This is a genomic window from Pseudomonas sp. TH07 (genome assembly GCF_016651285.1).
In the GTDB taxonomy this organism is placed as follows: Bacteria; Pseudomonadota; Gammaproteobacteria; order Pseudomonadales; family Pseudomonadaceae; genus Aquipseudomonas.
Window position 1 is genome coordinate 1845381 of record NZ_JAEKED010000001.1, and the last position, 23341, is coordinate 1868721.

Here is a 23341-nt window from a genome sequence, read left to right on the forward strand (position 1 = left end):
CTCAGCCTTCCCAGCCGGCTTGGTAGAGCTTGCCGTGGGCTTTATCCAGGGCGGCGCGCACAGCCGGCGAATGCTGGTAGATATCGACGAACTTGATCAGCCGCGGGTCGGTCTTGCTCTTGGGCTGGATCACGAACTGGATCACGTACTCCTTGTGGTCCAGGCCGTCGAACAGCAGGGCGGAGCCGGCATCGAAGGTCTTGGCCAGGCGGATGTACGCCGGGTAGCCCTGGACCAGATCGGCATCGTCATAGGCGCGTACCAGTTGCACGGCCTCGACCTGGAGGATCTTGATCTTTTTCGGGTTGGCGATGATGTCGTCTTCGGTGGCCTTGTAGCCCACGCCCGGCTTGAGGGTGATCAAACCGGCCTTGGCCAGCAGTTGCAGGCCGCGCCCGCTGTTGATCGGGTCGTTGGCGATGGCGACGCTGGCGCCTTCGGGCAGTTCGTCGAAGCTTTTGTATTTCTTCGAGTACAGGCCGACGTTGTTGATGATCCCCGGGGCGAAGGGCACCAGGTCAAAACCGGCGGCGGCCTTGGCGTTTTCCAGGAACGGGATGTGCTGGAAGTAGTTCACATCGATGTCGCCGGCCGCGAGGCTGACGTTGGGCGCGATCCAGTCGGTGAACTCCACCAGCTCGACTTTCAGGCCCTGTTTGCCAGCCTCTTCAACGGCGGCTTCCAGGGGGATGGCAAAGGCCGCGGTGGTGCCGACCTTGAGGGGTTTGTCGGCGGCAAACACGGCGCCGCTGAAGAGTCCGAGGGCGAGGACCAGTGCTTTGACTGGGTGGCTCAGGAGTTTGCTTTTCATGGTGGTTATGTCCAGTCAATACGAATGAGTTGAGCAATTTTTGTGGACGCAGCGAAGACCGCTGTCTGTGGCGAGGGAGCGTGCTCCCGCAGGCTTGCGAAGCAAGCCCAAACCCTGATGACTCGGTATTCCTGGAGAAACTGCGTCGCCCGGATTTGGGACCGCTACGCGACCCAGCGGGAGCAAGCTCCCTCGCCACAAGGGCCTCAGTGGCGGTAGGCCGCGCCGGTGTGTTGTTCAGGCAGCTTGCGGTCCTGGCGGAACAGCTTTTCGCGCAAGGTGCCGTTGTCGTAGGCGGTCTTGTACGAGCCGCGTCGTTGCAGTTCCGGGATCACCAGGTCGATGAAATCGACGTAGCTTTCCGGAGTCACGATGCGGGTCAGGTTGAAGCCGTCGAGGCCGGTTTCGGCGATCCACGATTCCAGTTCATCCGCCACTTGCTGCGCCGAGCCGACCACGGTGATGTAGCGTCCGCCGAGGGCGTGCTGGTCGAGCAATTTGCGTCGGGTCCAGTCGTTGTTCTGCAGGTTCTTGGTGGCCGACTGGATGGCGTTGCTCTTCACGTACTGGATCGGCTCGTCGATTTCATACTGGGCGAAGTCGATGCCGGTCGAGGCCGAGAAGTGCGCGACACCGGCTTCGGCGCTGGCGTGGCTGCGGTACTCGGCGTGCTTGGCCCAGGCGGCTTCCTCGGTCTCGCCGACAATCACGTTGAGGCCCATGAACAGCTTGATGTCCTCGGGATTGCGCCCGGCGGCCACGGCGCTGGCGCGGACCTTGTCCACCTGGGCCTTGGTCGACGGCTTGTTCTGGCCGCTGATGAAGACGCACTCGGCATGACGTCCGGCGAACAGCAACCCACGGTCCGAACTGCCGGCCTGGAACAGCACCGGGGTGCGCTGGGGCGAAGGCTCGCAGAGGTGATAACCCTCGACCTGATAGAACTCGCCCTTGTGCTCGACCTTGTGCACTTTGTCCGGCTGGGCGTAGATCCGCTGCACCGGGTCGTTGAGCACCGCGTCGTCTTCCCAGCTGCCTTCCCAGAGTTTGTACAGCACTTCCAGGTACTCATCGGCCTGGTCGTAGCGCCGGTCGTGTTCCACCTGTTCCGACAGGCCCATGGCCTTGGCCGCGCTGTCCAGGTAGCCGGTGACGATGTTCCAGCCGACCCGGCCGCTGCTCAGGTGGTCAAGGGTCGACATGCGCCGGGCGAACAGATACGGCGGCTCATAGGTGAGGTTGGCGGTCAGGCCGAAACCGAGGTTTTTCGTCACGGCGGCCATGGCCGAAACCAGCAGCAGCGGGTCATTGACCGGCAGCTGGATCGACTCTTTCAGCGTGACGTCCACTGAGTTCTGATAGACGTCGTACACGCCGACGATGTCGGCGATAAACAGTCCGTCGAACAGCCCGCGCTCCAGTAACTGGGCCAGTTCGGTCCAGTAGGCGAGGGTTTTGTATTGGGTCGAGTTGTCCCGTGGGTGAGTCCACAGACCGTGGTTGATATGCCCGATGCAGTTCATGTTGAAAGCATTGAGCAGGATCTTTTTCTTCGCCCCCATCAGATCGTCCCCCGCAGTGGCGGGTTCGTTTCATTCAGGTAGTAATTGCCCACGGCGTGGTACTTCCAGCGCACCGGGTCGTGCAGTGTGTGCACCCGGGCGTTGCGCCAGTGACGGTCAAGGCCGTGCTCGGCCAGGGTTGCCTGGCTGCCGGCCAGCTCGAACAGGGTGCTGCCGGCGGCCAGGGAAATTTCGGTGCTCAGGGCGCGGGCTTCGGCGACCGCGATCGAGGCGGCGGCCACGGTCTCGGCGTTGGTCTGGTCCTGGGCCAGGTCGAGAAACTCCCCTGAGCGTTCCAGCAGCGCCTCGGTGGCGTGCAGGCGGATGCTCAGGTGGCCGAAGCTCTTGAGGGTCAGCGGGTCTTCGGTGGCCTTGTCGCTGGTGGCGTCGATCCACGGCCGGGTCTTGGTCCGCACGAAATGCAGCGCGTCCTCATAAGCGGCGCGGGCGATGCCGGTGTCGATGGCGGCGTGGAGGATCTGCGCCAGCGGGCCGACCGTGGTCGGGCGCTCGAAGGCGCTCTGGAACGGGACCACGTCCTGGGCGGCGACGTAGACGTTTTCAAACAGCACCGAGCCGCTGCCGGTGGTGCGCTGGCCAAAGCCTGACCAGTCATCGATCACGCTCAGGCCCTGGCTGTCACGCTGGACGAAGGCCAACTGCTGCACACCCTGTTCATCCACCACCGAGGTCGGGATGCGCTGGGCGTAGATGGCGCCGGTGGCGTAGAACTTGCGGCCATTGATGCGGTAGCCATCGCCGTCACGGGTCAGGGCGGTGGTGCGGTCGTGGGCGGTCTTGGTCCCCAGTTCCGCCAGGGCATTGCCGAAGCGGCGGCCGGCCAGGACTTCGGCGTACAGCCGTTGTTTCTGCTCGGGGCTGCCATTAACCCGCAGCACCTCCAGGGCGTAAAAATGGTTTTGCGGGATCTGCCCGAGGGAGGCATCCGCCTGGGCGATCAGCGCGGTGACCTTGGCCAGGGTGACGTTGGATACGCCGGCACCGCCGTACTCCTTGGGCACGCTGATGCCCCACAGGCCCGAGCGGGAAAACACTTCCAGTTCCGGGTGCGGCAGGCGACGCTCGCGATCGCGCAGGGCGCTGTCGCGTTTGAAATCCTCGGCCAGGTCGCTGGCGACAATCAGGGCTTGCTCATCGCTGGTTATGACCGCGACGTGTTGGGTAAGAGTCATGTACTTCTCCAGTGGTCTGGTTGTCAGATCCAGGAATGGCGAGCAGGCAACGTGCCGTTCAGGTGATAAGCGCCTACGGCGTGGTATTTCCAGCGCACCGGGTCGTGCAGGGTGTGTACCCGCGCGTTGCGCCAGTGGCGGTCGAGGTTGAATTCGGCCAGGGTTGCGCGGCTGCCGGCCAGTTCGAACAGCTTCTCGCTGGCCTGCAACGAGATTTCGGTGGTCAGCACTTTGGCTTCGGCCACGGCAATCGAGGCGCGGGCTGCGGACTCGGCGGTGATCGGCGCCGCGTTGACCTGGTCCAGCACCCGGCCGGCCTTGCGCAACAGCGCTTCGGCGGCGTGCAGTTCGATTTTCAGCTTGCCGATATCGGCGATCACATACAGGTCATCGCTGGCGCGCTCGACGTTGGCGTCGACCCAGGGCCGCGCTCGTTCACGGACAAAACTGATGGCGTCGTCGATCGCCGCCCGGGCAATGCCGGCGTCGATGGCGGCCTGGATCAGTTGCGACACCGCGCCCTGGATATTGGGCACCTCGTTGATCCGCCAGTTGTCCACCACCAGGTCGGCGTCGACCCGCACGTTGTTGAGCAGGATGGTGCCGCTGGCGGTGGTGCGCTGGCCGAAGCCCGACCAATCGTCGACGATGCGCAGGCCCGGGGTGCCGCGACGTACGAACGCCAGCACTTGCTTGCCGTCATCGTTGAGGGCCTTGACCGCCACCCAGTGCGCGAACAGCGCGCCGGTGGAGTAGAACTTCTGGCCGTTGATCACGTAGCCGTCACCATCGGCGGTGATGCGTGCCTTGAGTTCCAGGGTATTTTTGGTGCCGCGCTCGGGGCCGGCATTGCCGATGCGCCAGCCTTCGAGCACGCTCTGGAACAGGTGTTTTTTCTGCCGTTCGGTGGCGCTGGCCAGGACCAGGTTGAGCACGCCGAACTGGTTTTGCGGGATCTGTCCCAGGGCCGGGTCGGCGGCGGAAACAATGGCGAAGACCTCGGCCAGGGTCACGAATGAAACCTGCGGGCCACCGTATTCGCGGGGGATGGCAATACTGCCCAGGCCGCTGCGGGTGAATTGCTCGATCTGCGCCCAGGGCAGCTTGCGCTGGCGATCGCGCTGCGCGGCCTGCTGGCGCGCGGCAGCGGCCAGTTCATGAGCGGCTTGCAGGGCTTGGGCGTCGTTGAGCAGGACCTGTGCGGGCAGCAACAGGGGGGCGATATCCAGATCGCTCTGGACTTTTGCATCGGCCAGATTGGACATCAGCGCCACTCCTTGGCTGCACGCAATGCCCTGGCGATCTGCACTGGGGTGATTGTGTTCCGGACCATACCTACCTCACATCTCATGGATATGCCGCGGTCGTGCGGCGAAATCAGAATCAAAGAATGTCCGGTGGTCCGGTGCATATACCCTATGCGTGTATAAAAATTAAATAAACTAACTTTTAGGAATATACATAGAAGGGGTTTACGTATACGGCAGGATGGCAGGTTGCGGCCCAGTGGCTGCAGGCTGGCGCGGTGTGTGGCTGCCGCCGGCGAGCATTTTTCGTCGGCAGCAAAGAGGACGGGCGGGGGGTGAAAACACCCGATGGCAGGCGATCAGCGGTGGACGTTCAGGTGGCGTCGCAGGGGTTACTGGTACTGATCCAACTCGTCGGTGAGCGATTGCAGCAGCGATTCGGGGGGCAGCAACAGGCCTTGCCCGTGCGCATCTGCAAACACCAGGCAAAGCGTGGCGTCGCGCTGCATGCCGGGCAGCCAGTGGGAGAGGAAATGGGTCAGTTCAATGGGTTTGGGTTGGAAGCCCTGCCATGGGCCATGGGCACACAAGGCGGCGAAGTCCGCCTCCGGCCAGAATGGTATGGCGCTGGCCTGGGCAGAGCCCGCAGTGGCCCAGCCGTCCGCGAACAGCCCCCAGATGACCTGGAAATCCGCCACCTTGCGAATCAGGTAGTCGCACCGGGCCTGGGGCGAGAGCCGGAGCAGGTTGTGGATTTTCTGCGGGGCCAGCATCAGGCATCCATGGTCTGGAATGGGAGCGGGTAGTCGGCTGTAGAAGTTCGAAGCTTCATGTGCCGGGGTTGAGAAACTTGCTCAGAAACTGCTGGGTGCGTTCTTCCTTGGGGTGGGCGAACAGCTCCTTGGCGTCGCCCTGTTCGACGATCACGCCCTTGTCGAAGAAGATCACCCGGTTGGCCACGTCGCGGGCGAAGCTCATCTCGTGGGTGACGATGACCATGGTGCGTTTTTCTTCAGCCAGGCTGCGGATGGTCGCCAGCACCTCGCCCACCAGTTCCGGGTCCAGGGCTGAAGTGGGCTCGTCGAAGAGGATCACTTCCGGCTCCATGGCCAGTGCCCGGGCAATCGCCACGCGCTGTTGCTGACCACCGGACAGGCGCCGGGGGTAGGCGTCTTCCTTGCCCGCCAGGCCGACCTTGAGCAGCAGCCGACGGCCCAGGGCTTCGGCCAGGTGGCGCGGTGTTTTTTTCACCACCAGCGGGCCTTCGATCACGTTCTCCAGCGCGGTGCGATGGGGAAACAGGTTGAAGTTCTGGAACACGAAACCCACCTGCTGGCGCAATTTGCGCACCAGGCCCTGTTGCTGGCTCAGGGGCCGGCTGCCGTCGATTTCGATGTCGCCGACCTTGATCCGGCCGCTGCTGGGTTCTTCGAGAAAATTCAGGCAGCGCAGGAAGGTGGTCTTGCCCGAGCCGCTGGGGCCGATGATGGCGACCACTTCGCCGGCGGCGACGGTCAGGTCGATGCCATTGAGCACAGTCTGACCCTTGAATTGCTTGGTCAGTTTTTCAACCACGATCATGGGTTCAAGACTCCTGGTCATGCCGATTGACCCGCGCTTCCAACCGGTTCTGCAGGTGCGCCAGGGCGCTGGCAAGAATCCAGTAGATCAGGGCGGCGGCAAGATACATGGTGAAAATTTCGAAGGTCCGGGCGGTAATCAGCTGAGCCTGGCGGAACAGTTCCGGCACCTGGATGGTGGCGGCCAGGGCCGTGTCCTTGACCAGTGAAATAAAACTGTTGCCCAGGGGCGGCAGCGCGGTGCGCATGGCTTGGGGCAGGATCGCCCGGCGCAGGGTCTGCGCGCGGGTCATGCCGATGCTGGCGGCGGCTTCCCATTGGCCGCGCTCGATGGAGCTGATGGCGGCCCGCAGGATTTCACAGGCGTAGGCGGCCATGTTCAGCGAGAAGCCGATCAGTGCCGCCGGCAGTGGGTCCAGTTCGATGCCCAATTGCGGCAAGCCGTAATAGATCACGAACAGTTGCACCAGCAGCGGCGTGCCGCGAAAGAACGACACATAGACCCTGGCGGTCCAGCTCAGCAGCTTGAAGCGCGACAGCCGCATCAGCGCCAGGCCGAAGCCCAGCAGCAAGCCGAAAAACATGCCGCCCAGGCTGAGAATGACCGTGTAGTAGGCGCCCTTGAGCAGAAAGGGCGCCGAATCCAGCGCCAGTTGAAGGCCTGCTTCCATTATTGAGTGACGTCAGCGTTGAAGTATTTTTCCGAGAGTTTTTTCAGCGTGCCATCGGCGCGCAGTTCCTCGATGGCCTTGTTCACTGCGGCCAGCAGTTCGGGTTCGCCTTTGCGCAGGGCGATACCGGCTTCCTGACGGGAGAACGGAGCGCCGGAAACGGCCAGGGTGTCATTGGTTTTCTTGATCAGCTCGAAGGCGGCCAGGCGGTCCACCAGGATCGCTTCGATGCGGCCTACGCGCAGGTCCTGGTACTTGGTCGGATCATCGTCATAGGTCTTGATGATCGCGGTCGGTACGTTGTCCTTGAGCCATTGCTCGTAGTTGGTGCCCAGGCCGACACCGACCTTGTGCCCACCCAGGTCGGTGGCGGTCTTGAATTTGCCTTCGTCTTTTTTCTGGGTCAGGGCCTGGATCCCGGAGACGGTGTACGGCACCGAGAAGTCGTACTTCTTCTTGCGTTCCTCGGAAATGGTGACCTGGTTGACCACGGCGTCGAGACGCTTGGATTCCAGGGCGGCGAGGATGCCGTCCCACTTGGTCGGCTGCAGCTTGACCTTGACCCCGAGCTTTTGCGCCAGGGCTTCGGAGAATTCCACTTCAAAGCCGGCCAGCTTGCCGTTTTCATCGACGTAACTGAAAGGCGGGTAGGTGCCTTCCAGGCCGACGTTGATCACGCCGGCGTCCTTGATCTTTTGCAGTTGCTCACCGGCAACCGCCTGCCCCAGCATTCCGGCGCCAATGGCCAGACCCAGTGTGCCAATAAGCAGATTTCGACGTAGTGCAGAAAAATTCATGACAAGCCCCTGTGGTTTCTTATGCGCAATGCGGGTGGGAGATGCAGGTCAATCGAGGAACGTGACGAGCGCTCATCCTGCCTTAAATGCAGCCTGCGCGTCTCGCGGCAAATGAGCCTGCGGCGCGACTATAAAGCGCGTTTTATAGGTTTAAAAATAATATAAATTTAGTTTGTTATTTCTTTTAGTTTGGTTGGTTGAGTTGTGTACTCACCTCGCAAACTGTAGCCGCTGCCGAGTGGGCTCGGCAGCGGCTACGACGGCTACGGAAGCTCAGGCGAAGGCGCCGGCGTAGGCGAATAGGGCTGGGGCGCCGCCGGTGTGGAGAAAGATGATCGGGCCGTCATTGAAACGCAGGCGGCCGACGCCGTCGAGCAGGCCGGCCATGGCTTTGCCGGTGTAGACCGGGTCCAGCAGCAGGCCCTCCTGGCTGGCCAGCAATTTCACCGCGGCCAGGGTGCCGGCATTCGGCTCGCCATAGCGCGGGGCGAAATATTCGTCCCACAGTTCCACCTTGAAACTCGCCGGCAGCTCGACGCCCAGCAATTGGGCAGTGCGTTCGGCCAGGCGCTGGACCTTTGGCCGTTGGGCTTCATCGGTGCGCGACACGGTCACCCCGATCACCGGCAACTGTGGCAACGCCTCGCTCAACGCCAGGGCCAGGCCGCTGTGGGTGCCGGCGCTGCCCGAGGCCAGGACCACGGCGGCGAATTCCAGGCCGCTGTCCTTGATCTGCTCGGCCAGCTCCAGGCCCGCACGCACATAACCCAGGGCGCCGAGGGCGTTGGAACCGCCAATCGGCACCAGATAGGGCTTCTTGCCATTGCTGCGCAGGCGCTCGGCCAGGGCCTGCAATTGCTCGTCGGCGTGGTCCAGGTTGTCCACCAACTCGACCTTGGCGTCGAACAGGTCCAGCAGCAGGCGGTTGCCGCTGTGCAGGTAATGGCTGTCTTCAGTGCCGATGGGGTTTTCCAGCAGGGCGACGCAACCCAGGCCCAGCTTGGCCGCCAGGGCGGCGGTCTGGCGCACGTGGTTGGACTGGATGGCCCCGGCGGTAATCAGGGTGTCGGCGCCCGCCGCCAAGGCATCCGCCGCCAGGTATTCGAGCTTGCGCAATTTATTGCCGCCCATGGCCAGCGGCGTGGTGTCGTCGCGTTTGACGTAGATATCGCGCCCGAGCCAGGTGGACAGGCGTTCGAGTTTTTCCAGGGCGGTGGCGTGGCCAAGCAGGTCGAGTCGGTCGAAGCGGGCTAGCTGTTGTTTGATCATGGGGGCGCACGGGCTGATGGGATGCGGGGACTATAGGCAGCGATATTTGCCCGGGCAACCGTCAATCGCATATGTCAAAAAGTGCTAAGGCCCGCACAATTAGTTCTTAATTTTGCCTGCGGCCCATACCGTAAAGTGGATGCCGTTTCCGTAGCCAGACTGTCCGGCTACCTGAGTGAGGAGTGTTGAGCGTGAGCGAGCGATCCAGCCATTGGCAACTGCAGACCATCGTCGGCCAACTGCGTGATGCCCGCGACCAGTGGCGTACCCGCAATGGTCGTGTCAGTGGCGAACAGGGCGGCCGGGAACTGCCGTCCCGAGCGGCCATGGCCGAGATTCTCGAAGCCTTGTGCGGTGCCTTGTTCCCCATGCGCCTGGGCCCGGTAGACCTGCGCGAGGAAAGCGAAGACTTCTACGTCGGCCACACCCTGGACGCCGCCCTCAATGCGCTGCTGGCCCAGACTCGCCTCGAACTGCGCTACGCGACCCGCCATGGCGGTGAGCAGGCCGAGGACGTCGAGGCCAAGGCCATCCGCATCATCCAGGACTTCGCCCTGGCCCTGCCGGGCCTGCGGGTGCTGCTCGATACCGACGTGCTGGCGGCCTACCACGGCGACCCCGCGGCGCGCAGCGTGGATGAAGTGCTGCTGTGCTACCCGGGGATTCTGGCGGTGATTCACCATCGCCTGGCGCACCACCTGTACCGCGCCGGGTTGCCGCTGCTGGCGCGGATCAGCTCGGAAATTGCCCACTCGGCGACCGGCATCGATATTCACCCGGGCGCGCAGATCGGCCGCAGTTTCTTTATCGACCACGGGACCGGTGTGGTGATCGGTGAAACCGCGATCATCGGCGAGCGGGTGCGGATTTATCAGGCTGTGACCCTGGGCGCCAAACGCTTCCCGGCGGACGAGGACGGGCAGTTGCAGAAGGGCCATCCCCGGCACCCGATCGTCGAGGACGATGTGGTGATCTACGCCGGCGCGACGATTCTGGGGCGCATCACCATCGGCCAGGGTTCGACCATCGGCGGCAACGTCTGGCTGACCCGCAGCGTGCCGGCCGGCTGCAACCTGACCCAGGCCAATCTGCAGCATGACGATGGGACGCAGAAGTAACACTGCGCCCACCTGACGCCACGCGCAGCCCTGTAGCCGCTGCCGAGCCCACGAGGCTGCGCTGGCCCTGTGCAACACCTTGCGCCCACCTGACACCCCTCGGCGCCCTCGCGGCCCAGCGGCAGCGGCCACGGTCGACAATGATTTTTCTGCGGAACGATCCCGTCACGCCTACGTCATACCCTTCCTTGAGCTAGCGTACTGAAGGTACCGCTGAGCCTTGCGATTAGTCCTCGAACCCCCATCCATGTTTAACTTGAACGCTCGTTCAAGTTAAATCGGTAGTTCGCTGCCCGCTCACAACAGGAGGCTTGCCTTTGCTGAGTCCGTTTATTTCAGCCACGTCCAACCCGTTTGAGGTGCACCTTTCATGAGTGCGTCGCCTACTCCCGTCAACAGTCAAATTCGCATGAATCCGCCGGTGTTCTACTTCGCGGCGAGCTTTATCCTGATCTTCGGCCTGGTGGTCATCACCCTGCCGCAACAGGCCGGCGCCTGGCTCCTGGCAGCGCAAAACTGGGCGGCCAACACGGTCGGCTGGTACTACATGCTGGCGATGACCCTGTATCTGGTCTTCGTGGTGGTCACCGCCTTGTCCGGCTACGGCAAGATCAAGCTCGGTGCCGACCACGACGAACCCGAATTCAGTTACCTGTCCTGGGCCGGCATGCTGTTCGCCGCCGGGATCAGCATCACCCTGTTCTTCTTCTGCGTCTCCGAACCCCTGACCCACATGCTGCAACCGCCCCAGGGCGAGGCCGGCACCGCCGACGCCGCGCGCCAGGCCATGCAGTTGCTGTTCCTGCACTGGGGCCTGCACGGCTGGGGCGTGTTCGCCTTTGTCGGCATGGCCCTGGCGTACTTCGCCTACCGGCATAACCTGCCGCTGGCCCTGCGTTCGGCGCTGTACCCGCTGATCGGCAAGCGCATCAACGGCCCCATCGGCTATGCGGTGGATGGCTTCGGCATCATCGCCACGGTGTTCGGCCTGGGCGCCGACATGGGCTTTGGCGTGCTGCACCTCAACTCCGGGCTGGATTACCTGTTCGGCATCGCTCATACCCAGTGGATCCAGGTCGGCCTGATCACCCTGATGATGGGCGCGGCGATCCTGGTCGCGGTGGCCGGGGTCGACAAGGGCGTGCGGGTGATGTCCGACATCAACATGCTGTTGGCGGTGGCGCTGCTGCTGTTCGTGTTGTTCGCCGGGCCGACCCAGCACCTGCTCAACACCTTGATCCAGAACATCGGCGACTACCTCGGCGCGCTGCCGACCAAGAGTTTCGACGTCTACGCCTACGACAAACCCAGCGACTGGCTGGGTGGCTGGACGGTGTTCTACTGGGCCTGGTGGATTGCATGGTCGCCATTCGTGGGCTTGTTCATCGCACGGATTTCCCGTGGCCGCACCATCCGTGAGTTCGTCTTCGGCGTGCTGCTGATTCCCCTGGGTTTCACCCTGGCCTGGATGTCGATCTTCGGCAACAGCGCCATCGACCAGGTGCTCAACCACGGCATGAGCGCCCTGGGCATGAGCGCGCTCGACAACCCGTCGATGACCCTCTATCTGCTGCTGGAAACCTACCCCTGGGGCAAGACCGTGATCGCGGTCACGGTGTTTATCAGCTTTGTGTTCTTCGTCACCTCGGCCGACTCCGGCACCGTGGTGCTCTCGACCCTGTCGGCCAAGGGCGGCAGTGCCGATGAAGACGGGCCGAAGTGGCTGCGGGTGTTCTGGGGCGCGATGACCGCGCTGGTGACCAGCGCGCTGTTGTTCGCCGGCAGCATCGATTCGCTCAAGTCAGCGGTGGTGCTGACCTCGTTGCCGTTCTCGCTGATTCTGTTGTTGATGATGTGGGGGCTGCACAAGGCCTTCTACCTCGAATCGCAGAAGCGCATCGCCCAGTTGCATTCCCTGGCACCGGTGGCGGCCTCGTCGCGTCGGGGCAAGGGTGGCTGGCGCCAGCGCCTGAGCCAGGCGGTGCACTTTCCATCGCGTGACGAGGTGTACCGCTTCCTCGACCAGACGGTGCGCCCGGCGATCGAAGAGGTAAGTGCGGTGTTCGTCGAGAAGGGCCTGAATGTGGTGACCCAGCCCGACCCGGCCAACGACAACGTCAGCCTCGAGATCGGCCACGGCGACCAGCATCCGTTCATCTACCAGGTGCAGATGCGCGGCTACTTCACGCCGTCCTTTGCCCGTGGCGGCATGGGCCCGAAAGAGCTGCGCAACCGCCGCTACTACCGGGCCGAGGTGCACCTGAGCGAGGGCAGCCAGGATTACGACCTGATGGGCTACACCAAAGAGCAGATCATCAACGACATCCTCGACCAGTACGAACGCCATATGCAGTTCCTGCACCTGGTGCGTTGATCGGGGGCGCCGTGGCGGGGGCGCAGGCTCCCCGGCACGGCTTCAGGGCCGGGTCGACAGCAGATACAGGGCCAAGGCCACCACCGGCACCACGAACACCAGGCTGCCGACCACCAGTTCCGAGCGCAGGGGCTGGTTGGCGGTGACCACACCCACCGCCCCGTTGATCACCGTCAGCGCCAGCCACAGGCCGACGAAGCCGTAGGTCAGGGCCTGGCGGTTGATACCGATCTTGTTGCCGATAAACAGCATCAGCGCCAGCAGAAGCAGGCCGAAGGTGATGACGATGGTGGTGTGCATGATGGATACCGCCCTATGGGAAAACCGGCTGACCAGTGACAGGGCGGCCGTGGCGCACCCTTCAACGAGCATAGGCCCCAGCGCCGCGCTCGACCTCAAACCAGCCCGCCGTTGGTGCGCAAAATCTGCCCGTTCACCCAATCCGCCGCCGGGCTCATCAGGAAGGCAATGACCTGGGCGATGTCTTCCGGCTGACCGAGGCGTTCCAGGGGCGGCATCTTGGCGAAGGCCTGAATCTGCTCCTCGCTCTTGCCCTGCAGGAACAGCTCGGTCGCCACCGGCCCCGGCGCCACGGCGTTGACCGTGATGTTGCGCCCGCGCAGTTCCTTGGCGAACACCTGGGTCAGGGATTCCACCGCGGCCTTGCTGGCGATGTACACCGCATAGCCCGGCAGGTTGAGACCGACCGTGCTGCTGGAAAAATTGACGATGCGGCCGCCGTCATTCAGGCGCGTGGCGGCTTCGCGCAGGGTATTGAAAGTGCCCCGGGTGTTGATGGCGAAGGTCTGCTCGAACAGCTCGTCACTGTGTTGCGCCAGGGGCAGGACCTTGAGGATGCCGGCGTTGTTGATCAGTACATCGACCTTGCCCAGCTTGGCTTCGGTCTCATCGAACAGCCGACGCACGTCCTCGCCACTGGCCACGTCGGCCTTGATCGCGATGGCCTGGTGCCCGGCCTGGCGCAGCTCCACCACCAGCCTTGAGGCTTCGTCGGCGCTGTTGGCGTAATTGATCGCGACGGCAAAACCCTGGCTCGCCAACTGCCGGGCGATCACCGCGCCGATACCGCGGGAGGCGCCGGTGACGATGGCTACTTTGCGTTGTTCAGTGGTCATGGTTCAGGTTCCTGTGGCTCAAGGTGGATGTGGGTGTGGCAGCAGAGTCACATGGTTGCCCGGATCGATAAATGCAGCGAAGTTGCCTTGACTGTTCAATAATCGCCAACAATCGAAGCTCTGGAGGTGCTGATGGATCAGGTCAAGGCGATGAAGGTTTTTGTGCGCATCTACGAGCGCAGCAGTTTCACTCTAGCCGCCGCGGACCTGAACCTGCCGCGGGCGACCCTGACCCACACCCTCAACCAGTTCGAGGCCTGGCTCGGGACGCGGTTGCTGGAACGCAGCACGCGCCGGGTGCGCCCGACCCTGGATGGCGAGGCCTACTACCGGCGTTGCGTGCAGTTGCTGGCGGAGCTGGAGGAGGCCGAACTGGCGTTTCGCGAGGTGGCGCCCAAGGGGCTGCTGCGGGTCGATCTGCACGGGACCCTGGCCAAGTACTTCGTGATTCCGGCGTTGCCGCAATTCATGGCGCGTTATCCGCAGATCGAGCTATCGCTCAGCGAATCCGATCGTTTTGTCGACCTGATCGCCGAAGGCGTGGACTGCGTGCTGCGGGCGGGCACCCTCGGGGATTCGGCGCTGATCGGCCGGCGGGTCGCCAACCTGCGCCAGGTGACCTGTGCCAGCCCCGATTACCTGCGGCGCTTTGGCGAGCCCGAGCGCCTTGCCGATCTGAGCCGCCATCGCGCGGTGAACTACGTATCGCGCACCACGGCCAAGCTGTTCCCGTTCGAATTCATGGTGGCGGGCCAACGGCAGGAAGTGGCCATCGACGGTGCGCTTTCAGTATTCGGCGCCGAGGTCTACAAGGCGTCGGCGGTGGCCGGCCTGGGCATCATCCAGTGCCCGCATTACGGCGTCGCGCAGCAGATGGCCCAGGGCCTGTTGCAGGAAATCCTGGTCGAGACCCCACCGCCGCCGATGCCGGTGTCAGTGCTCTACCCGCACAATCGCCATATGTCGCCCAGGGTCCGGGTGTTTGTCGACTGGCTGGCGCAGGTGTTTGCTCAGGCGGATTGAACGGACGCCCGCCCGGCAAAATTTGATTGCTTAATGTGTATAGTGTGTATTAGCCTCTGGCTGTTGGTTAGAGTGCCTGTTCGATGGGTATCGAAGGGCTGGGATATGCGCAGTCGCGACATGATCAGGATGATCGAGGCCAATGGTTGGTATCGGGTTGCAATCAAGGGCAGTCACCATCAGTACCGGCATCCGTACAGGCCGGGGCGGGTGACGGTTCCGCATCCTGATTCGGATCTGCCCAGGGGCACGATCAACAGCATATTGAGACAGGCGGGCTTGAGATGAGCTGCGACCTGCAAGAGGAGCCCAACGTCATGAAATTCCCAGTCGTACTGCACAAGGACGCCGACTCCGAATACGGCGTGACAGTCCCGGATGTGCCGGGTTGTTTTTCTGCCGGGAAAACCGTGTCCCTGGCGTTCGAGAACATCAAGGAGGCCTTGTCTCTGCACTACGAGGGGTTGGTGGCCGATGGCGAGCCGCTGCCCCAGGTGCATGAAATTGACGACCACCTGCACAACCCCGACTACGCGGGGGGCGTATGGGGCGTGGTGGAGTTTGATGTGGCGCCCTATTTCGGCAAGTCGGTGCGCTTCAACGCCACCTTGCCCGAGCAACTGCTGGAGCGCATCGACCAGACCGTAAAGCGCGACCAGCGCTACCGCTCGCGCTCCGGCTTCCTCGCCGCCGCCGCCCTGCGCGAGCTAGCCCTGTAGCCGCCGTACCCGCTGCCGAGCGCGCGAGGCTGCGCTGGCCCTCCAGATCGCCGTTCAAGTGTCAGGTGTACAACCGGCATCCGAACGCCCCCCGAGCCTGCGGCAGCACCCACAGCCCAGCAGAAGTCAGGTGCTTTCGCGCTCGATCACTTGGCACTGCAACAGGTTCAGGCGTTGTACTTCGTCTGCCACCGGCAACACGCCCAGGCTCTGCAGGACGCGGGTGGCGGCGAGCACGCCGATCTCCAGGGCGGGTGGCTTGATGGTGCTCAGGCTGGGCAGCAGCATCTCGGCGAAAGGGTAGTCGCCAAAGCCCAGTACCGCGCAATCGGCAGGGATCTGCAGGCCGGCCCGTTGCGCAGCCAGCGAGCCGCCGGCGGCCAGGTTGTCGTTGGCGAAAATGATTGCGTCAGGTCGCGGGCTGGCCTGCGTCAGCGCGTGCATCGCCTGTTTGCCGGCCTCGAACGGCGCGCGGTCGGCGTCCGGGGTAAAGATCCAGGGTTCCAGCCCTAACCCGCGCAGTGTGGCGGCGTAACCCTCGCTGCGCTCCAGGGCGCTGAGGTCGCCGGGCGCGCTGTTGAGCACGAAAGCGATGCGTCGATAGCCTTTTCCGTGCAGGTAGTTCGCCGCGCTGACCCCGACCTGATGATGAGAAAATCCGATCTGCACCGGCGCCCGATCCGGCTGGTAATCCCAGGTTTCGATCAGTGGGATATCGGCCTCGGCGAGCATCTTCTCCGTGCCCGGGCTGTGAAAGTGGCTGGTCAGCACCAGCGCCGCCGGTGACCAGCCGAGAAAGGCCCGCACGGCGCTTTCTTCCTGGGCCACGTCGAAATAACTGGAGGCCAGCAGCAGTTGATAGCCATGGCGGCTGAGGGTGTCGCTGAAGCCCTGGATGGTGCTGGCAAAGATTGGCCCGGAGATGTTCGGGATCACCATGGCCACGATCCTGCCCCGTGCCGAGGCCAGGCCGCCGGCCACCAGATTGGGCACATAGCCCAGTTCCGCCACCACCTGGGCGATGCGTTCGCGAAGCTCGGCGGACACGCTCTCGGGCTGGTTGAAGTAGCGCGATACGGTGATGGCAGAGACCTCGGCCTGCCTGGCCACGGCGTTCAGGGTCACCCGTCCTGCGCCGCGGCGTTTGCGGCCTGGAGTGTTCTCGGTGGTCAAGGGCGTGATCCTTTATTCAAACCAAAAAGCATATAAAAGTAATTTTTCAGTATTGGACGGTCTATGACCGTCTTGCAGATACTGCCGATGTTAGCGCTAACAAGGCGTCGTGTCTGCTACTCGCTCGAGCGAATGCCCAAGACAGATATTCAGGCGCTGCCGGCGTAGATCGGCAGCGGTTCAGGGCATTTTTCCAGCAGGCAGACCATGCATAACATTCTTGGGGATCAGCAAAAACTGGCGCAATCGATTCGCGCCGCCACACCGCGCCGGCCGCACCTGGGCTGGTTGCTGGCAGGGCTTGCCGCACTGCCGCTGCCGGGGGCATATGCCGCTGACCCCGCGACCGCTGTCGCAGAGCAGGAGCCGACCCTGAAGTCGGTGACCGTCACCGCCACCCGCCGCGAAGAGTCGCTGCAAAAAGTGCCGGTTGCAGTCTCGGTGGTGGATGGCGAACAGCTCGAGCGGGACAACCGCAATGGCGTGGCGAGCATCGTGCAGCAGGTGCCGTCGCTGAATTTCCGCACCGGTGCCTCGAACAAGGACACCTCGCTGTTCATTCGTGGCGTGGGCACCATTTCCACGTCGCCGGGCGTCGAGCCGACCGTGGCCACCGTGATCGACGGCGTGGTCTACGCCCGTCCGGGCCAGGCCACCCTCGACCTGCTGGACCTGGAGCGCATCGAAGTCCTGCGCGGGCCCCAAGGCACCCTGTTCGGCAAGAACGCGTCGGCCGGGGTGCTGAACATCGTGACCAAGGCGCCCACCGCCGAGACCCACGGCTATATCGACCAGGCCTATTACAGCGGCAATGAAAGCCGCACCCGCTTCGGCATCGGCGGCAGCCTGATTCCCGATACGCTCAAGGGCTCGCTGACCACCTTGTTTGGCAGCTACGACGGTAACGTCGACAACCAGCACAACGGTCAGGAGGTCAACGGCTACAACCGCAAAGGCGTGCGCGGCAAGCTGGAATTCACCCCCAGTGACGACCTCAAGCTGACCCTGGCCGCCGACTACATGCAGTCCCATGACGACGCGCCCAATGGCGTGGTGAGCAAGGCGCTGACGCCGGCTTTTGCCGGTGCCCTGAACCCGGTGCGGGCCAGCAGTGACAACCGCGATATCAACACCGATACCCGCAGCCATGTCGAAGACATCAACAAGGGCCTGTCGGCCCAGCTCGACTGGAACCTGGGCGATTACACCCTGACCTCGATCACCGCCTGGCGCGGCTGGAACAACACCCAGTACCAGGATGGCGACCGCCTGGGCACCGTCACCGCAGCCTTCCCCGGCACTGCCGACAAGGGCGACCTGGACTTCAACCAGTACTCGCAAGAGCTGCGCCTGGCTTCACCCAAGGGGCAGTTCCTGGAGTACGTCGGCGGCGTGTTCTACATGCATGGCAAGGATGAAGAAACCTACCAGCGCACCCTGACCACGACCACCAGCGTCAACCGCGGCATTGCCGACTACAGCACCCGCAGCGACAGCTACTCGGCGTTCGGCGAGACCACCCTGAACTTCACCTCCAGCCTGCGGGGCATCGCCGGCCTGCGCTGGACCCATGACCAGCTGGAATACGAGCACCGCCGCAGTTCCACCTCGGCGGTGCAGGTCAGCGGCATCCAGCCGGCCACCAGCAGCTCCGGCTCGGTGGATGAAGACGGCTGGTCCGGGCGCCTGGGTCTGCAATACGACCTGAGCGACACGGTGACCACTTACCTGACCTATTCCCGTGGCTACAAGGGCCCGGCCTACAACGTGTTCTTCAACATGCAGCCGCGTGACACCGATGCGCTGAAGCCGGAAACCTCCAATACCTGGGAGGCCGGGATCAAGGCCACCAGTTGGAACAATCGCCTGACCACCAACCTTGCGGTGTTCCACAGCGCCTACGACAACTATCAGGCCAACTTCTTCGACACCGTGGCCGGGCAAGTCGTGACGCGCCTGATCAACGCCGGCAGCGTCAGCACTGAGGGGGTCGAGCTGGACTACGCGTTGCAAGCCACCCAGCAACTGAAGCTGTCCGGGGCCCTGGCCTACACCCGGGCGCGCATCGATGAGTTCGCCTGCCCCGCGGGTGCGGCGGCCTCGTGCAACGTCAATGGCAAGCCGCTGCCCTTCAGCCCGGACTGGAAAAGCTACGTGCGTGCCGATTACACCATCCCGCTGGATAACGGCCTGGATATCGAACTGGGCACCGACTACAGCTGGCAAAGCGAGGTGCAGTACGACATCAGCCAGAACGTCGACACCAAGCAGGGCGCCTACGGCATCTGGAACGCCAGCGTGGCCCTGGCCGACTACAGCAACGGCTGGCGCGTGGCCCTCTTGGGCAAGAACCTGGCCGACAAGTCCTATTCGCCCTTGCTGGCCAGCGGCGGCAGCTACATTTACCGCGCTGTACCACGGGATGACGAGCGTTACTTCGGTGTACAGCTGCGCAAGGATTTCTAAGGAGCGGCCGGCTTGGCCCGGGAGTGCGTCCTGCTCTCGGGCCCTGGCTGCTGCGCCCCGTTATGCGTGAATCAAGGAGTGCTGCATGACCCAACCTGCTCGCCAACTCAAGCTGGGTGCGTTTTTGATGGCTACAGGCCATCACGTAGCTGCCTGGCGCCACCCGTACGTACCGGCAGACGCCGGACTGGACTTTGCCGCGTACAAGCAGCTGGCGCAGATTGCCGAGAGCGCGTTGTTTGACGCGCTGTTCGTGGCCGATAGCATCGCCGCGCCAACAGGCGCCATCGCCAGTCGTATGGCGCGTTCAGACCACTTCGAGCCCCTGACTCTGCTCTCTGCCTTGAGCGCTGTGACCCAGCATATAGGGCTTATTGCCACGGCTTCGACCAGTTATAACGATCCGTACCACGTAGCACGTAAGTACGCATCATTGGATCATTTGTCGGGTGGCCGGGCCGGTTGGAACCTGGTGACTTCCGATAATGCCGCCGAAGCGCAGAACTTCGGCCGCGACCAGCACATCGGTCACGCTGAGCGCTACAGCCGGGCCCGGGAGTTTCATCAGGTGGTCACCGGGCTATGGGACAGTTGGCAGGATGATGCCTTTGTCCGCGACAAGGCCAGCGGCCAGTACTACGACCCGGCCAAGCTGCATGTGCTGCACCACCGGGGCGAGCACTTTCGGGTCCAGGGGCCGCTGAACGTGGCGCGCCCGCCCCAGGGCTACCCGGTGATTGTCCAGGCCGGCTCGTCGCCCATCGGCCGCGAGCTGGCGGCGCAGACCGCCGAAGTGGTGTTCACCGCGCAAAGCTCCCTGGCCAGTGCCCAGGCGTTCTATGCCGACCTCAAGGGGCGCCTGGCGCAGTACGGGCGCAGCCCTGAATCACTGAAGATCATGCCGGGAGTGTTTGTGGTGGTAGGGCAAAGCGAGAGCGAAGCCCGGGACAAGTTCGAGTCGTTCCAGGCACTGGTCGAACCTGAGGTGGGCGTGGCTTTGCTTGGCCGGATGCTGGGTAACTTCGACCTGTCGCATTACCCGCTGGATGGCCCGTTGCCTGAGTTGCCGTTGACCGAAAGCGGCCAGCAGAGCCGGCAGAAACTGCTCACCGATCTGGCTGGGAAGGACAACCTGACCCTGGCCGAACTGGGGCGAAAAATCGCCGGCGGCCGCGGTCATTACAGCCTGATCGGCACCCCGTCGCAGATTGCCGACGAGCTGCAAGCCTGGTTCGAAGAGGGCGCCGCCGATGGCTTCAACGTGCTGGTGCCGCACCTGCCGGGAGGGTTGCAGGACTTTGCCGAGGGCGTGGTCCCGGAACTGCAACGCCGTGGCCTGTTCAGAACAGAATACGAAGGCCGCACGCTGCGGGAGAACCTGGGGCTGGCGCGGCCAAACAATCAGTTTCAGCCTCAATGACGCCGGGGTCGCCGCAAGGCGGCGACCGCGGTAAATCCAAGTTTCAGCAACACCCAAACGAGAGAGGATTCGATGACTTACCTGGCTGCCGAAAACCGCTACGACTCCATTCCTTACCGCCGCGTCGGCCGCAGCGGGCTGGTGCTGCCGGCACTGTCCCTGGGCCTGTGGCACAACTTCGGCGACAGCACGCCGATCGACACCCAGCGCGCGCTGCTGCGCACCGCCTTTGACCTTGGCATCAACCATTTCGATCTGGCCAACAACTACGGCCCGCCCTACGGCAGCGCCGAAATCAACTTCGGCCGCCTGCTGCGTGAAGACTTCAAGCAGTACCGCGACGAGTTGATCATTTCCAGCAAGGCCGGCTGGGACATGTGGCCGGGCCCTTACGGCCAGGGCGGCGGTTCGCGCAAATACGTGCTGGCCAGCCTCGACCAGAGCCTGCAGCGCCTCGGGCTGGACTACGTGGATATCTTCTATTCGCACCGCTTCGACCCGGACACCCCGCTGGAAGAAACCGCCAGCGCCCTGGCCACGGCGGTGCAGCAGGGCAAGGCCCTGTACATCGGCATCTCCTCGTATTCCGGGGTCAAGACCCGCGAGATCGCGGCCCTGCTCAAGGAGTGGAAAGTGCCGCTGCTGATCCACCAGCCGGCCTACAACCTGCTCAACCGCTGGGTGGAAAAAGACCTGCTGGACACCACCGAGGAACTGGGTGCGGGCGTGATTGCGTTCACCCCGCTGGCCCAGGGGCTGTTGACCGACAAGTACCTCAACGGCATCCCCGAAGATGCGCGGGTCAACCGCCCGGGGGGTGGCTCGTTGCAGGCGGCTCATCTGTCAGAGGCCAATATCACCCACGTCCGCGCCTTGAATGAAATTGCCAAGCGCCGTGGCCAGAGCCTGGCGCAACTGGCCCTGGCCTGGACCCTGCGCGACCCGCGGGTGACCTCGGCGCTGATCGGCGCGAGCCGCCCGGAGCAGATCATCGAAAACGTCGGGGCGTTGCAGAACCTGAACTTCAGCGCTGAAGAACTGGCGGAAATTGATCGCTTTGCCCTGGAAGGCGGGATCAACCTCTGGGAAAAACCGTCGACCGCCGAATAGGCCTCGATGGGGCTGGCGCCGGCCCGGCGGGTCGGCGTTCAGTGCTGCGGCGGGAGGCTAAATCTCCAGCGGCCGCCAGGGATTGATCAGGTCCACGCCCGACTCTTCGAAATCCCTGATATTGCGCGTGGCCAGGGCGGCGTCGTGGGTGCGGCAGATCGCTGCGATCTGCGCGTCGGCCATGCTCATGGGGCGTCCGGCTTGACCTCGGGTGGTCATCAGGTGGGCGTAGTACAAGGCTGCGGGGGTATCGAAGGGCAGTATCCGTTCGCCGAAATCCTCTTCGAACATGATCATGGCCGACTCGTGGAGGTCCCGTTGACGCTTGCCCTTGGGCAGGCGCGCCACGCCGTGGAGAATCTCGGCCATGGTGATCGAACTTATGCACAGGTCATCGGTGCGTTGCGTGCTTATCCACAGGACAACCGTCGGTTCGGGCTTGGGTCGCATCAGCTCCGAGAGCACGTTGGTATCGAGCAGGATCATTGGCCAAGATCCACCAACCGTCCCGGCTCCTTGCGTTCAGGCAGATCAAGCTCGACCCCGCCAAGACCCGCAAAGCGCGAGCGGATCCGGCTGGCCAGGTCTTGATCGTTCGAGGGTTTAGTCAGCGCCCTGCGCAAAATCAACCGCGCCTCTTCTTCCATGGAATGGCCGTTATGTGCGGCCTCGATGCGCAGGCGCTCTTTGATCTGATCGTCCAGGTTGCGGATGGTGAGGCTGGCCATGGGCATGCTCCGAGTGCAATCAATGAAATCATTGCGAGCATAATCGTTTTTTTCGCAGAGGACGGGCCGTTGGTCGTACCAGCGGTGGTGGCCGTCCTAGAACGGCACATCCCCGACAATGGTCGCGCGCTGCATCACCCGGCGTTGTGGGCGGTAGTCGTCGACGGCGTAGTGCTGGGTCACGCGGTTGTCCCAGAACGCCACGTCGTTTTTCTGCCAGCGCCAGCGGATGGTGAATTCCGGGCGGGTGGCGTGGGCGAACAGCAGTTTCAGAATGGCTTCGCTTTCGGTCTCCGACAGCTCGTTGATCCGGGTGGTGAAGCCTTCGTTGACGAACAGCGACTTGCGCCCGCTGACCGGGTGGGTGCGGATCACCGGATGGGACAGGGGCGGGTTGTTGCGCCGGGTCTGTTCCCAGCGCGCCAGGTCTTCGGGGGTATTGCCGAAGCGCTCCAGGGGAAAGGACTTGGTGAAGTCGTGGGTCGCGGTCAGGCCCTGCAGCAGCCCTTTGAGCGGTGCCGACAGGGCCTCATAGGCGGCGATGCCGCTGGCCCACAGGGTGTCGCCGCCAAACTCCGGCAGCAGCTTGGCGCTGAGCACGGCGCCCAGGGCCGGGGTCGGCAGGAAGGTGACGTCGGTGTGCCAGATGGCGTTGTCGCGCACGTCGGTTTCGGCGGTGTCGAGGATCAGCACCTCGGGTTGCTCCGGCACATTGGGGTAGATCGGGTGAATGTGCAGATCGCCAAAATTCGCTGCGAACCGCGCCTGCTGCTGCGGGGTGATCGGCTGGTCGCGCAAGAACAGCACCTGGTGCTTGAGCAGCGCCTGCTCGATGGCATCGCGCTGTTCCACATTCAGCGGCTGGCTGAGATCGACGCCACTGATCTGGGCGCCGAGGGCGGAGCTTAAGGGGGTGATGGTCAGGCTCATGGTCATTCTCGAAG

The 23341-nt window shown here is 63.5% G+C and carries 23 protein-coding genes; 8 read left to right on the forward strand and 15 right to left on the reverse strand.

Annotated elements, in window-relative coordinates:
* Position 1 precedes the first annotated feature (1 nt).
* The 9 genes from JFU57_RS08760 to JFU57_RS08800 all read right to left on the reverse strand — a co-directional run bounded on the left by JFU57_RS08760 (position 2) and on the right by JFU57_RS08800 (position 9130).
* Positions 2 to 811, reverse strand: coding sequence for a MetQ/NlpA family ABC transporter substrate-binding protein (locus JFU57_RS08760; protein ID WP_078469258.1), 810 nt, complete (start codon positions 809 to 811; stop codon positions 2 to 4).
* Positions 812 to 1017: 206 nt separating this feature from the next.
* The gene (locus tag JFU57_RS08765; protein WP_078469259.1) at positions 1018 to 2373 is read right to left on the reverse strand and encodes an LLM class flavin-dependent oxidoreductase; all 1356 of its coding nucleotides are present in this window, start codon (positions 2371 to 2373) and stop codon (positions 1018 to 1020) included.
* Positions 2373 to 3566 carry an SfnB family sulfur acquisition oxidoreductase gene (locus tag JFU57_RS08770; RefSeq protein ID WP_201128921.1) on the reverse strand — a complete coding sequence of 398 codons (1194 nt, stop codon included), beginning with the start codon at positions 3564 to 3566 and terminating at the stop codon, positions 2373 to 2375. Before JFU57_RS08770 ends, JFU57_RS08765 begins: the two co-directional genes overlap by 1 nt.
* 23 nt (positions 3567 to 3589) lie before the next feature.
* The gene (locus JFU57_RS08775; RefSeq protein WP_078469261.1) at positions 3590 to 4831 is read right to left on the reverse strand and encodes an SfnB family sulfur acquisition oxidoreductase; all 1242 of its coding nucleotides are present in this window, start codon (positions 4829 to 4831) and stop codon (positions 3590 to 3592) included.
* A gap of 374 nt (positions 4832 to 5205) precedes the next feature.
* The gene (locus JFU57_RS08780; protein WP_078469262.1) at positions 5206 to 5586 is read right to left on the reverse strand and encodes a DUF2750 domain-containing protein; all 381 of its coding nucleotides are present in this window, start codon (positions 5584 to 5586) and stop codon (positions 5206 to 5208) included.
* A 55-nt stretch (positions 5587 to 5641) separates the two neighbouring features.
* Positions 5642 to 6394, reverse strand: coding sequence for an L-cystine ABC transporter ATP-binding protein TcyN (tcyN, locus tag JFU57_RS08785; protein ID WP_078469263.1), 753 nt, complete (start codon positions 6392 to 6394; stop codon positions 5642 to 5644).
* 4 nt (positions 6395 to 6398) lie between these two features.
* Positions 6399 to 7064 carry a cystine ABC transporter permease gene (gene tcyL / locus JFU57_RS08790; protein WP_020299787.1) on the reverse strand — a complete coding sequence of 222 codons (666 nt, stop codon included), beginning with the start codon at positions 7062 to 7064 and terminating at the stop codon, positions 6399 to 6401.
* Entirely contained in the window at positions 7064 to 7861 is a 798-nt protein-coding gene (gene tcyJ / locus JFU57_RS08795; RefSeq protein WP_201128922.1) for a cystine ABC transporter substrate-binding protein, read from the reverse strand. Before tcyJ ends, tcyL begins: the two co-directional genes overlap by 1 nt.
* Positions 7862 to 8134: 273 nt before the next feature.
* Positions 8135 to 9130, reverse strand: a complete 996-nt coding sequence (locus tag JFU57_RS08800) for a D-cysteine desulfhydrase (RefSeq protein ID WP_201128925.1) — start codon at positions 9128 to 9130, stop codon at positions 8135 to 8137.
* Between the two features lie 191 nt (positions 9131 to 9321).
* On the opposite strand from JFU57_RS08800, the gene epsC reads away from it, so the two are divergent.
* Both epsC and betT read left to right on the forward strand, forming a co-directional pair.
* Positions 9322 to 10248 (forward strand): serine O-acetyltransferase EpsC, encoded by a 927-nt coding sequence (gene epsC / locus JFU57_RS08805; protein ID WP_020299790.1) that lies wholly within the window; start codon positions 9322 to 9324, stop codon positions 10246 to 10248.
* 409 nt (positions 10249 to 10657) lie between these two features.
* Positions 10658 to 12622: a choline transporter BetT gene (gene betT / locus JFU57_RS08810; protein ID WP_020299791.1), complete on the forward strand. Its 1965-nt coding sequence runs from the start codon at positions 10658 to 10660 to the stop codon at positions 12620 to 12622.
* A 42-nt stretch (positions 12623 to 12664) separates the two neighbouring features.
* On the opposite strand, the gene JFU57_RS08815 is transcribed toward betT, so the two are convergent.
* Both JFU57_RS08815 and JFU57_RS08820 read right to left on the reverse strand, forming a co-directional pair.
* Positions 12665 to 12922 (reverse strand): hypothetical protein, encoded by a 258-nt coding sequence (locus JFU57_RS08815; RefSeq protein ID WP_078469266.1) that lies wholly within the window; start codon positions 12920 to 12922, stop codon positions 12665 to 12667.
* A 95-nt stretch (positions 12923 to 13017) separates the two neighbouring features.
* Positions 13018 to 13758 carry an SDR family oxidoreductase gene (locus JFU57_RS08820; RefSeq protein ID WP_201128927.1) on the reverse strand — a complete coding sequence of 247 codons (741 nt, stop codon included), beginning with the start codon at positions 13756 to 13758 and terminating at the stop codon, positions 13018 to 13020.
* Between the two features lie 132 nt (positions 13759 to 13890).
* Between JFU57_RS08820 and JFU57_RS08825 the strand changes: the two genes are divergently transcribed.
* From JFU57_RS08825 to JFU57_RS08835, 3 genes are all read left to right on the forward strand, one after another.
* Positions 13891 to 14781: a LysR family transcriptional regulator gene (locus JFU57_RS08825; protein ID WP_201128929.1), complete on the forward strand. Its 891-nt coding sequence runs from the start codon at positions 13891 to 13893 to the stop codon at positions 14779 to 14781.
* 105 nt (positions 14782 to 14886) lie between these two features.
* Complete coding sequence (locus JFU57_RS08830; RefSeq protein WP_201128931.1) at positions 14887 to 15069, forward strand: type II toxin-antitoxin system HicA family toxin; 183 nt, start codon at positions 14887 to 14889, stop codon at positions 15067 to 15069.
* Between the two features lie 29 nt (positions 15070 to 15098).
* Positions 15099 to 15500: a type II toxin-antitoxin system HicB family antitoxin gene (locus tag JFU57_RS08835; protein ID WP_043230523.1), complete on the forward strand. Its 402-nt coding sequence runs from the start codon at positions 15099 to 15101 to the stop codon at positions 15498 to 15500.
* A gap of 126 nt (positions 15501 to 15626) precedes the next feature.
* Here JFU57_RS08835 and JFU57_RS08840 read toward each other — a convergent pair whose 3' ends face one another.
* Positions 15627 to 16673: a LacI family DNA-binding transcriptional regulator gene (locus JFU57_RS08840; RefSeq protein ID WP_201128933.1), complete on the reverse strand. Its 1047-nt coding sequence runs from the start codon at positions 16671 to 16673 to the stop codon at positions 15627 to 15629.
* 207 nt (positions 16674 to 16880) lie between these two features.
* Here JFU57_RS08840 and JFU57_RS08845 point away from each other — a divergent pair, with 207 nt between their 5' ends.
* The 3 genes from JFU57_RS08845 (at position 16881) to mgrA (ending at position 21669) form a co-directional block, all read left to right on the forward strand.
* Positions 16881 to 19139: a TonB-dependent receptor gene (locus JFU57_RS08845; protein ID WP_201128935.1), complete on the forward strand. Its 2259-nt coding sequence runs from the start codon at positions 16881 to 16883 to the stop codon at positions 19137 to 19139.
* 85 nt (positions 19140 to 19224) lie between these two features.
* Complete coding sequence (locus JFU57_RS08850; RefSeq protein WP_201128938.1) at positions 19225 to 20559, forward strand: LLM class flavin-dependent oxidoreductase; 1335 nt, start codon at positions 19225 to 19227, stop codon at positions 20557 to 20559.
* Positions 20560 to 20631: 72 nt separating this feature from the next.
* Positions 20632 to 21669: an L-glyceraldehyde 3-phosphate reductase gene (mgrA, locus tag JFU57_RS08855; RefSeq protein ID WP_078469273.1), complete on the forward strand. Its 1038-nt coding sequence runs from the start codon at positions 20632 to 20634 to the stop codon at positions 21667 to 21669.
* A gap of 57 nt (positions 21670 to 21726) precedes the next feature.
* Here mgrA and JFU57_RS08860 read toward each other — a convergent pair whose 3' ends face one another.
* The 3 genes from JFU57_RS08860 to tauD all read right to left on the reverse strand — a co-directional run bounded on the left by JFU57_RS08860 (position 21727) and on the right by tauD (position 23327).
* Complete coding sequence (locus JFU57_RS08860; RefSeq protein WP_201128940.1) at positions 21727 to 22155, reverse strand: type II toxin-antitoxin system VapC family toxin; 429 nt, start codon at positions 22153 to 22155, stop codon at positions 21727 to 21729.
* Positions 22152 to 22397: a FitA-like ribbon-helix-helix domain-containing protein gene (locus JFU57_RS08865; RefSeq protein ID WP_078469275.1), complete on the reverse strand. Its 246-nt coding sequence runs from the start codon at positions 22395 to 22397 to the stop codon at positions 22152 to 22154. The genes JFU57_RS08860 and JFU57_RS08865 overlap by 4 nt, the downstream gene beginning before the upstream one ends.
* A gap of 96 nt (positions 22398 to 22493) precedes the next feature.
* Complete coding sequence (gene tauD, locus JFU57_RS08870) at positions 22494 to 23327, reverse strand: taurine dioxygenase (RefSeq protein ID WP_020299803.1); 834 nt, start codon at positions 23325 to 23327, stop codon at positions 22494 to 22496.
* Between the last annotated feature and the right edge of the window lie 14 nt (positions 23328 to 23341).

Coding starts and splice junctions, on each gene's coding strand:
- JFU57_RS08820 (WP_201128927.1), bottom strand. CDS start 13,758: ATGACCACTGAACAACGCAAAGTAGCCATCGTCACCGGCGCCTCCCGC.
- betT (WP_020299791.1), top strand. CDS start 10,658: ATGAATCCGCCGGTGTTCTACTTCGCGGCGAGCTTTATCCTGATCTTC.
- JFU57_RS08860 (WP_201128940.1), bottom strand. CDS start 22,155: ATGATCCTGCTCGATACCAACGTGCTCTCGGAGCTGATGCGACCCAAG.
- tauD (WP_020299803.1), bottom strand. CDS start 23,327: ATGAGCCTGACCATCACCCCCTTAAGCTCCGCCCTCGGCGCCCAGATC.
- JFU57_RS08865 (WP_078469275.1), bottom strand. CDS start 22,397: ATGGCCAGCCTCACCATCCGCAACCTGGACGATCAGATCAAAGAGCGC.
- JFU57_RS08765 (WP_078469259.1), bottom strand. CDS start 2,373: ATGGGGGCGAAGAAAAAGATCCTGCTCAATGCTTTCAACATGAACTGC.
- JFU57_RS08835 (WP_043230523.1), top strand. CDS start 15,099: ATGAAATTCCCAGTCGTACTGCACAAGGACGCCGACTCCGAATACGGC.
- JFU57_RS08845 (WP_201128935.1), top strand. CDS start 16,881: ATGCATAACATTCTTGGGGATCAGCAAAAACTGGCGCAATCGATTCGC.
- JFU57_RS08760 (WP_078469258.1), bottom strand. CDS start 811: ATGAAAAGCAAACTCCTGAGCCACCCAGTCAAAGCACTGGTCCTCGCC.
- JFU57_RS08815 (WP_078469266.1), bottom strand. CDS start 12,922: ATGCACACCACCATCGTCATCACCTTCGGCCTGCTTCTGCTGGCGCTG.
- JFU57_RS08850 (WP_201128938.1), top strand. CDS start 19,225: ATGACCCAACCTGCTCGCCAACTCAAGCTGGGTGCGTTTTTGATGGCT.
- JFU57_RS08780 (WP_078469262.1), bottom strand. CDS start 5,586: ATGCTGGCCCCGCAGAAAATCCACAACCTGCTCCGGCTCTCGCCCCAG.
- JFU57_RS08775 (WP_078469261.1), bottom strand. CDS start 4,831: ATGTCCAATCTGGCCGATGCAAAAGTCCAGAGCGATCTGGATATCGCC.
- tcyJ (WP_201128922.1), bottom strand. CDS start 7,861: ATGAATTTTTCTGCACTACGTCGAAATCTGCTTATTGGCACACTGGGT.
- JFU57_RS08830 (WP_201128931.1), top strand. CDS start 14,887: ATGCGCAGTCGCGACATGATCAGGATGATCGAGGCCAATGGTTGGTAT.
- JFU57_RS08825 (WP_201128929.1), top strand. CDS start 13,891: ATGGATCAGGTCAAGGCGATGAAGGTTTTTGTGCGCATCTACGAGCGC.
- JFU57_RS08800 (WP_201128925.1), bottom strand. CDS start 9,130: ATGATCAAACAACAGCTAGCCCGCTTCGACCGACTCGACCTGCTTGGC.
- mgrA (WP_078469273.1), top strand. CDS start 20,632: ATGACTTACCTGGCTGCCGAAAACCGCTACGACTCCATTCCTTACCGC.
- JFU57_RS08770 (WP_201128921.1), bottom strand. CDS start 3,566: ATGACTCTTACCCAACACGTCGCGGTCATAACCAGCGATGAGCAAGCC.
- tcyN (WP_078469263.1), bottom strand. CDS start 6,394: ATGATCGTGGTTGAAAAACTGACCAAGCAATTCAAGGGTCAGACTGTG.
- tcyL (WP_020299787.1), bottom strand. CDS start 7,064: ATGGAAGCAGGCCTTCAACTGGCGCTGGATTCGGCGCCCTTTCTGCTC.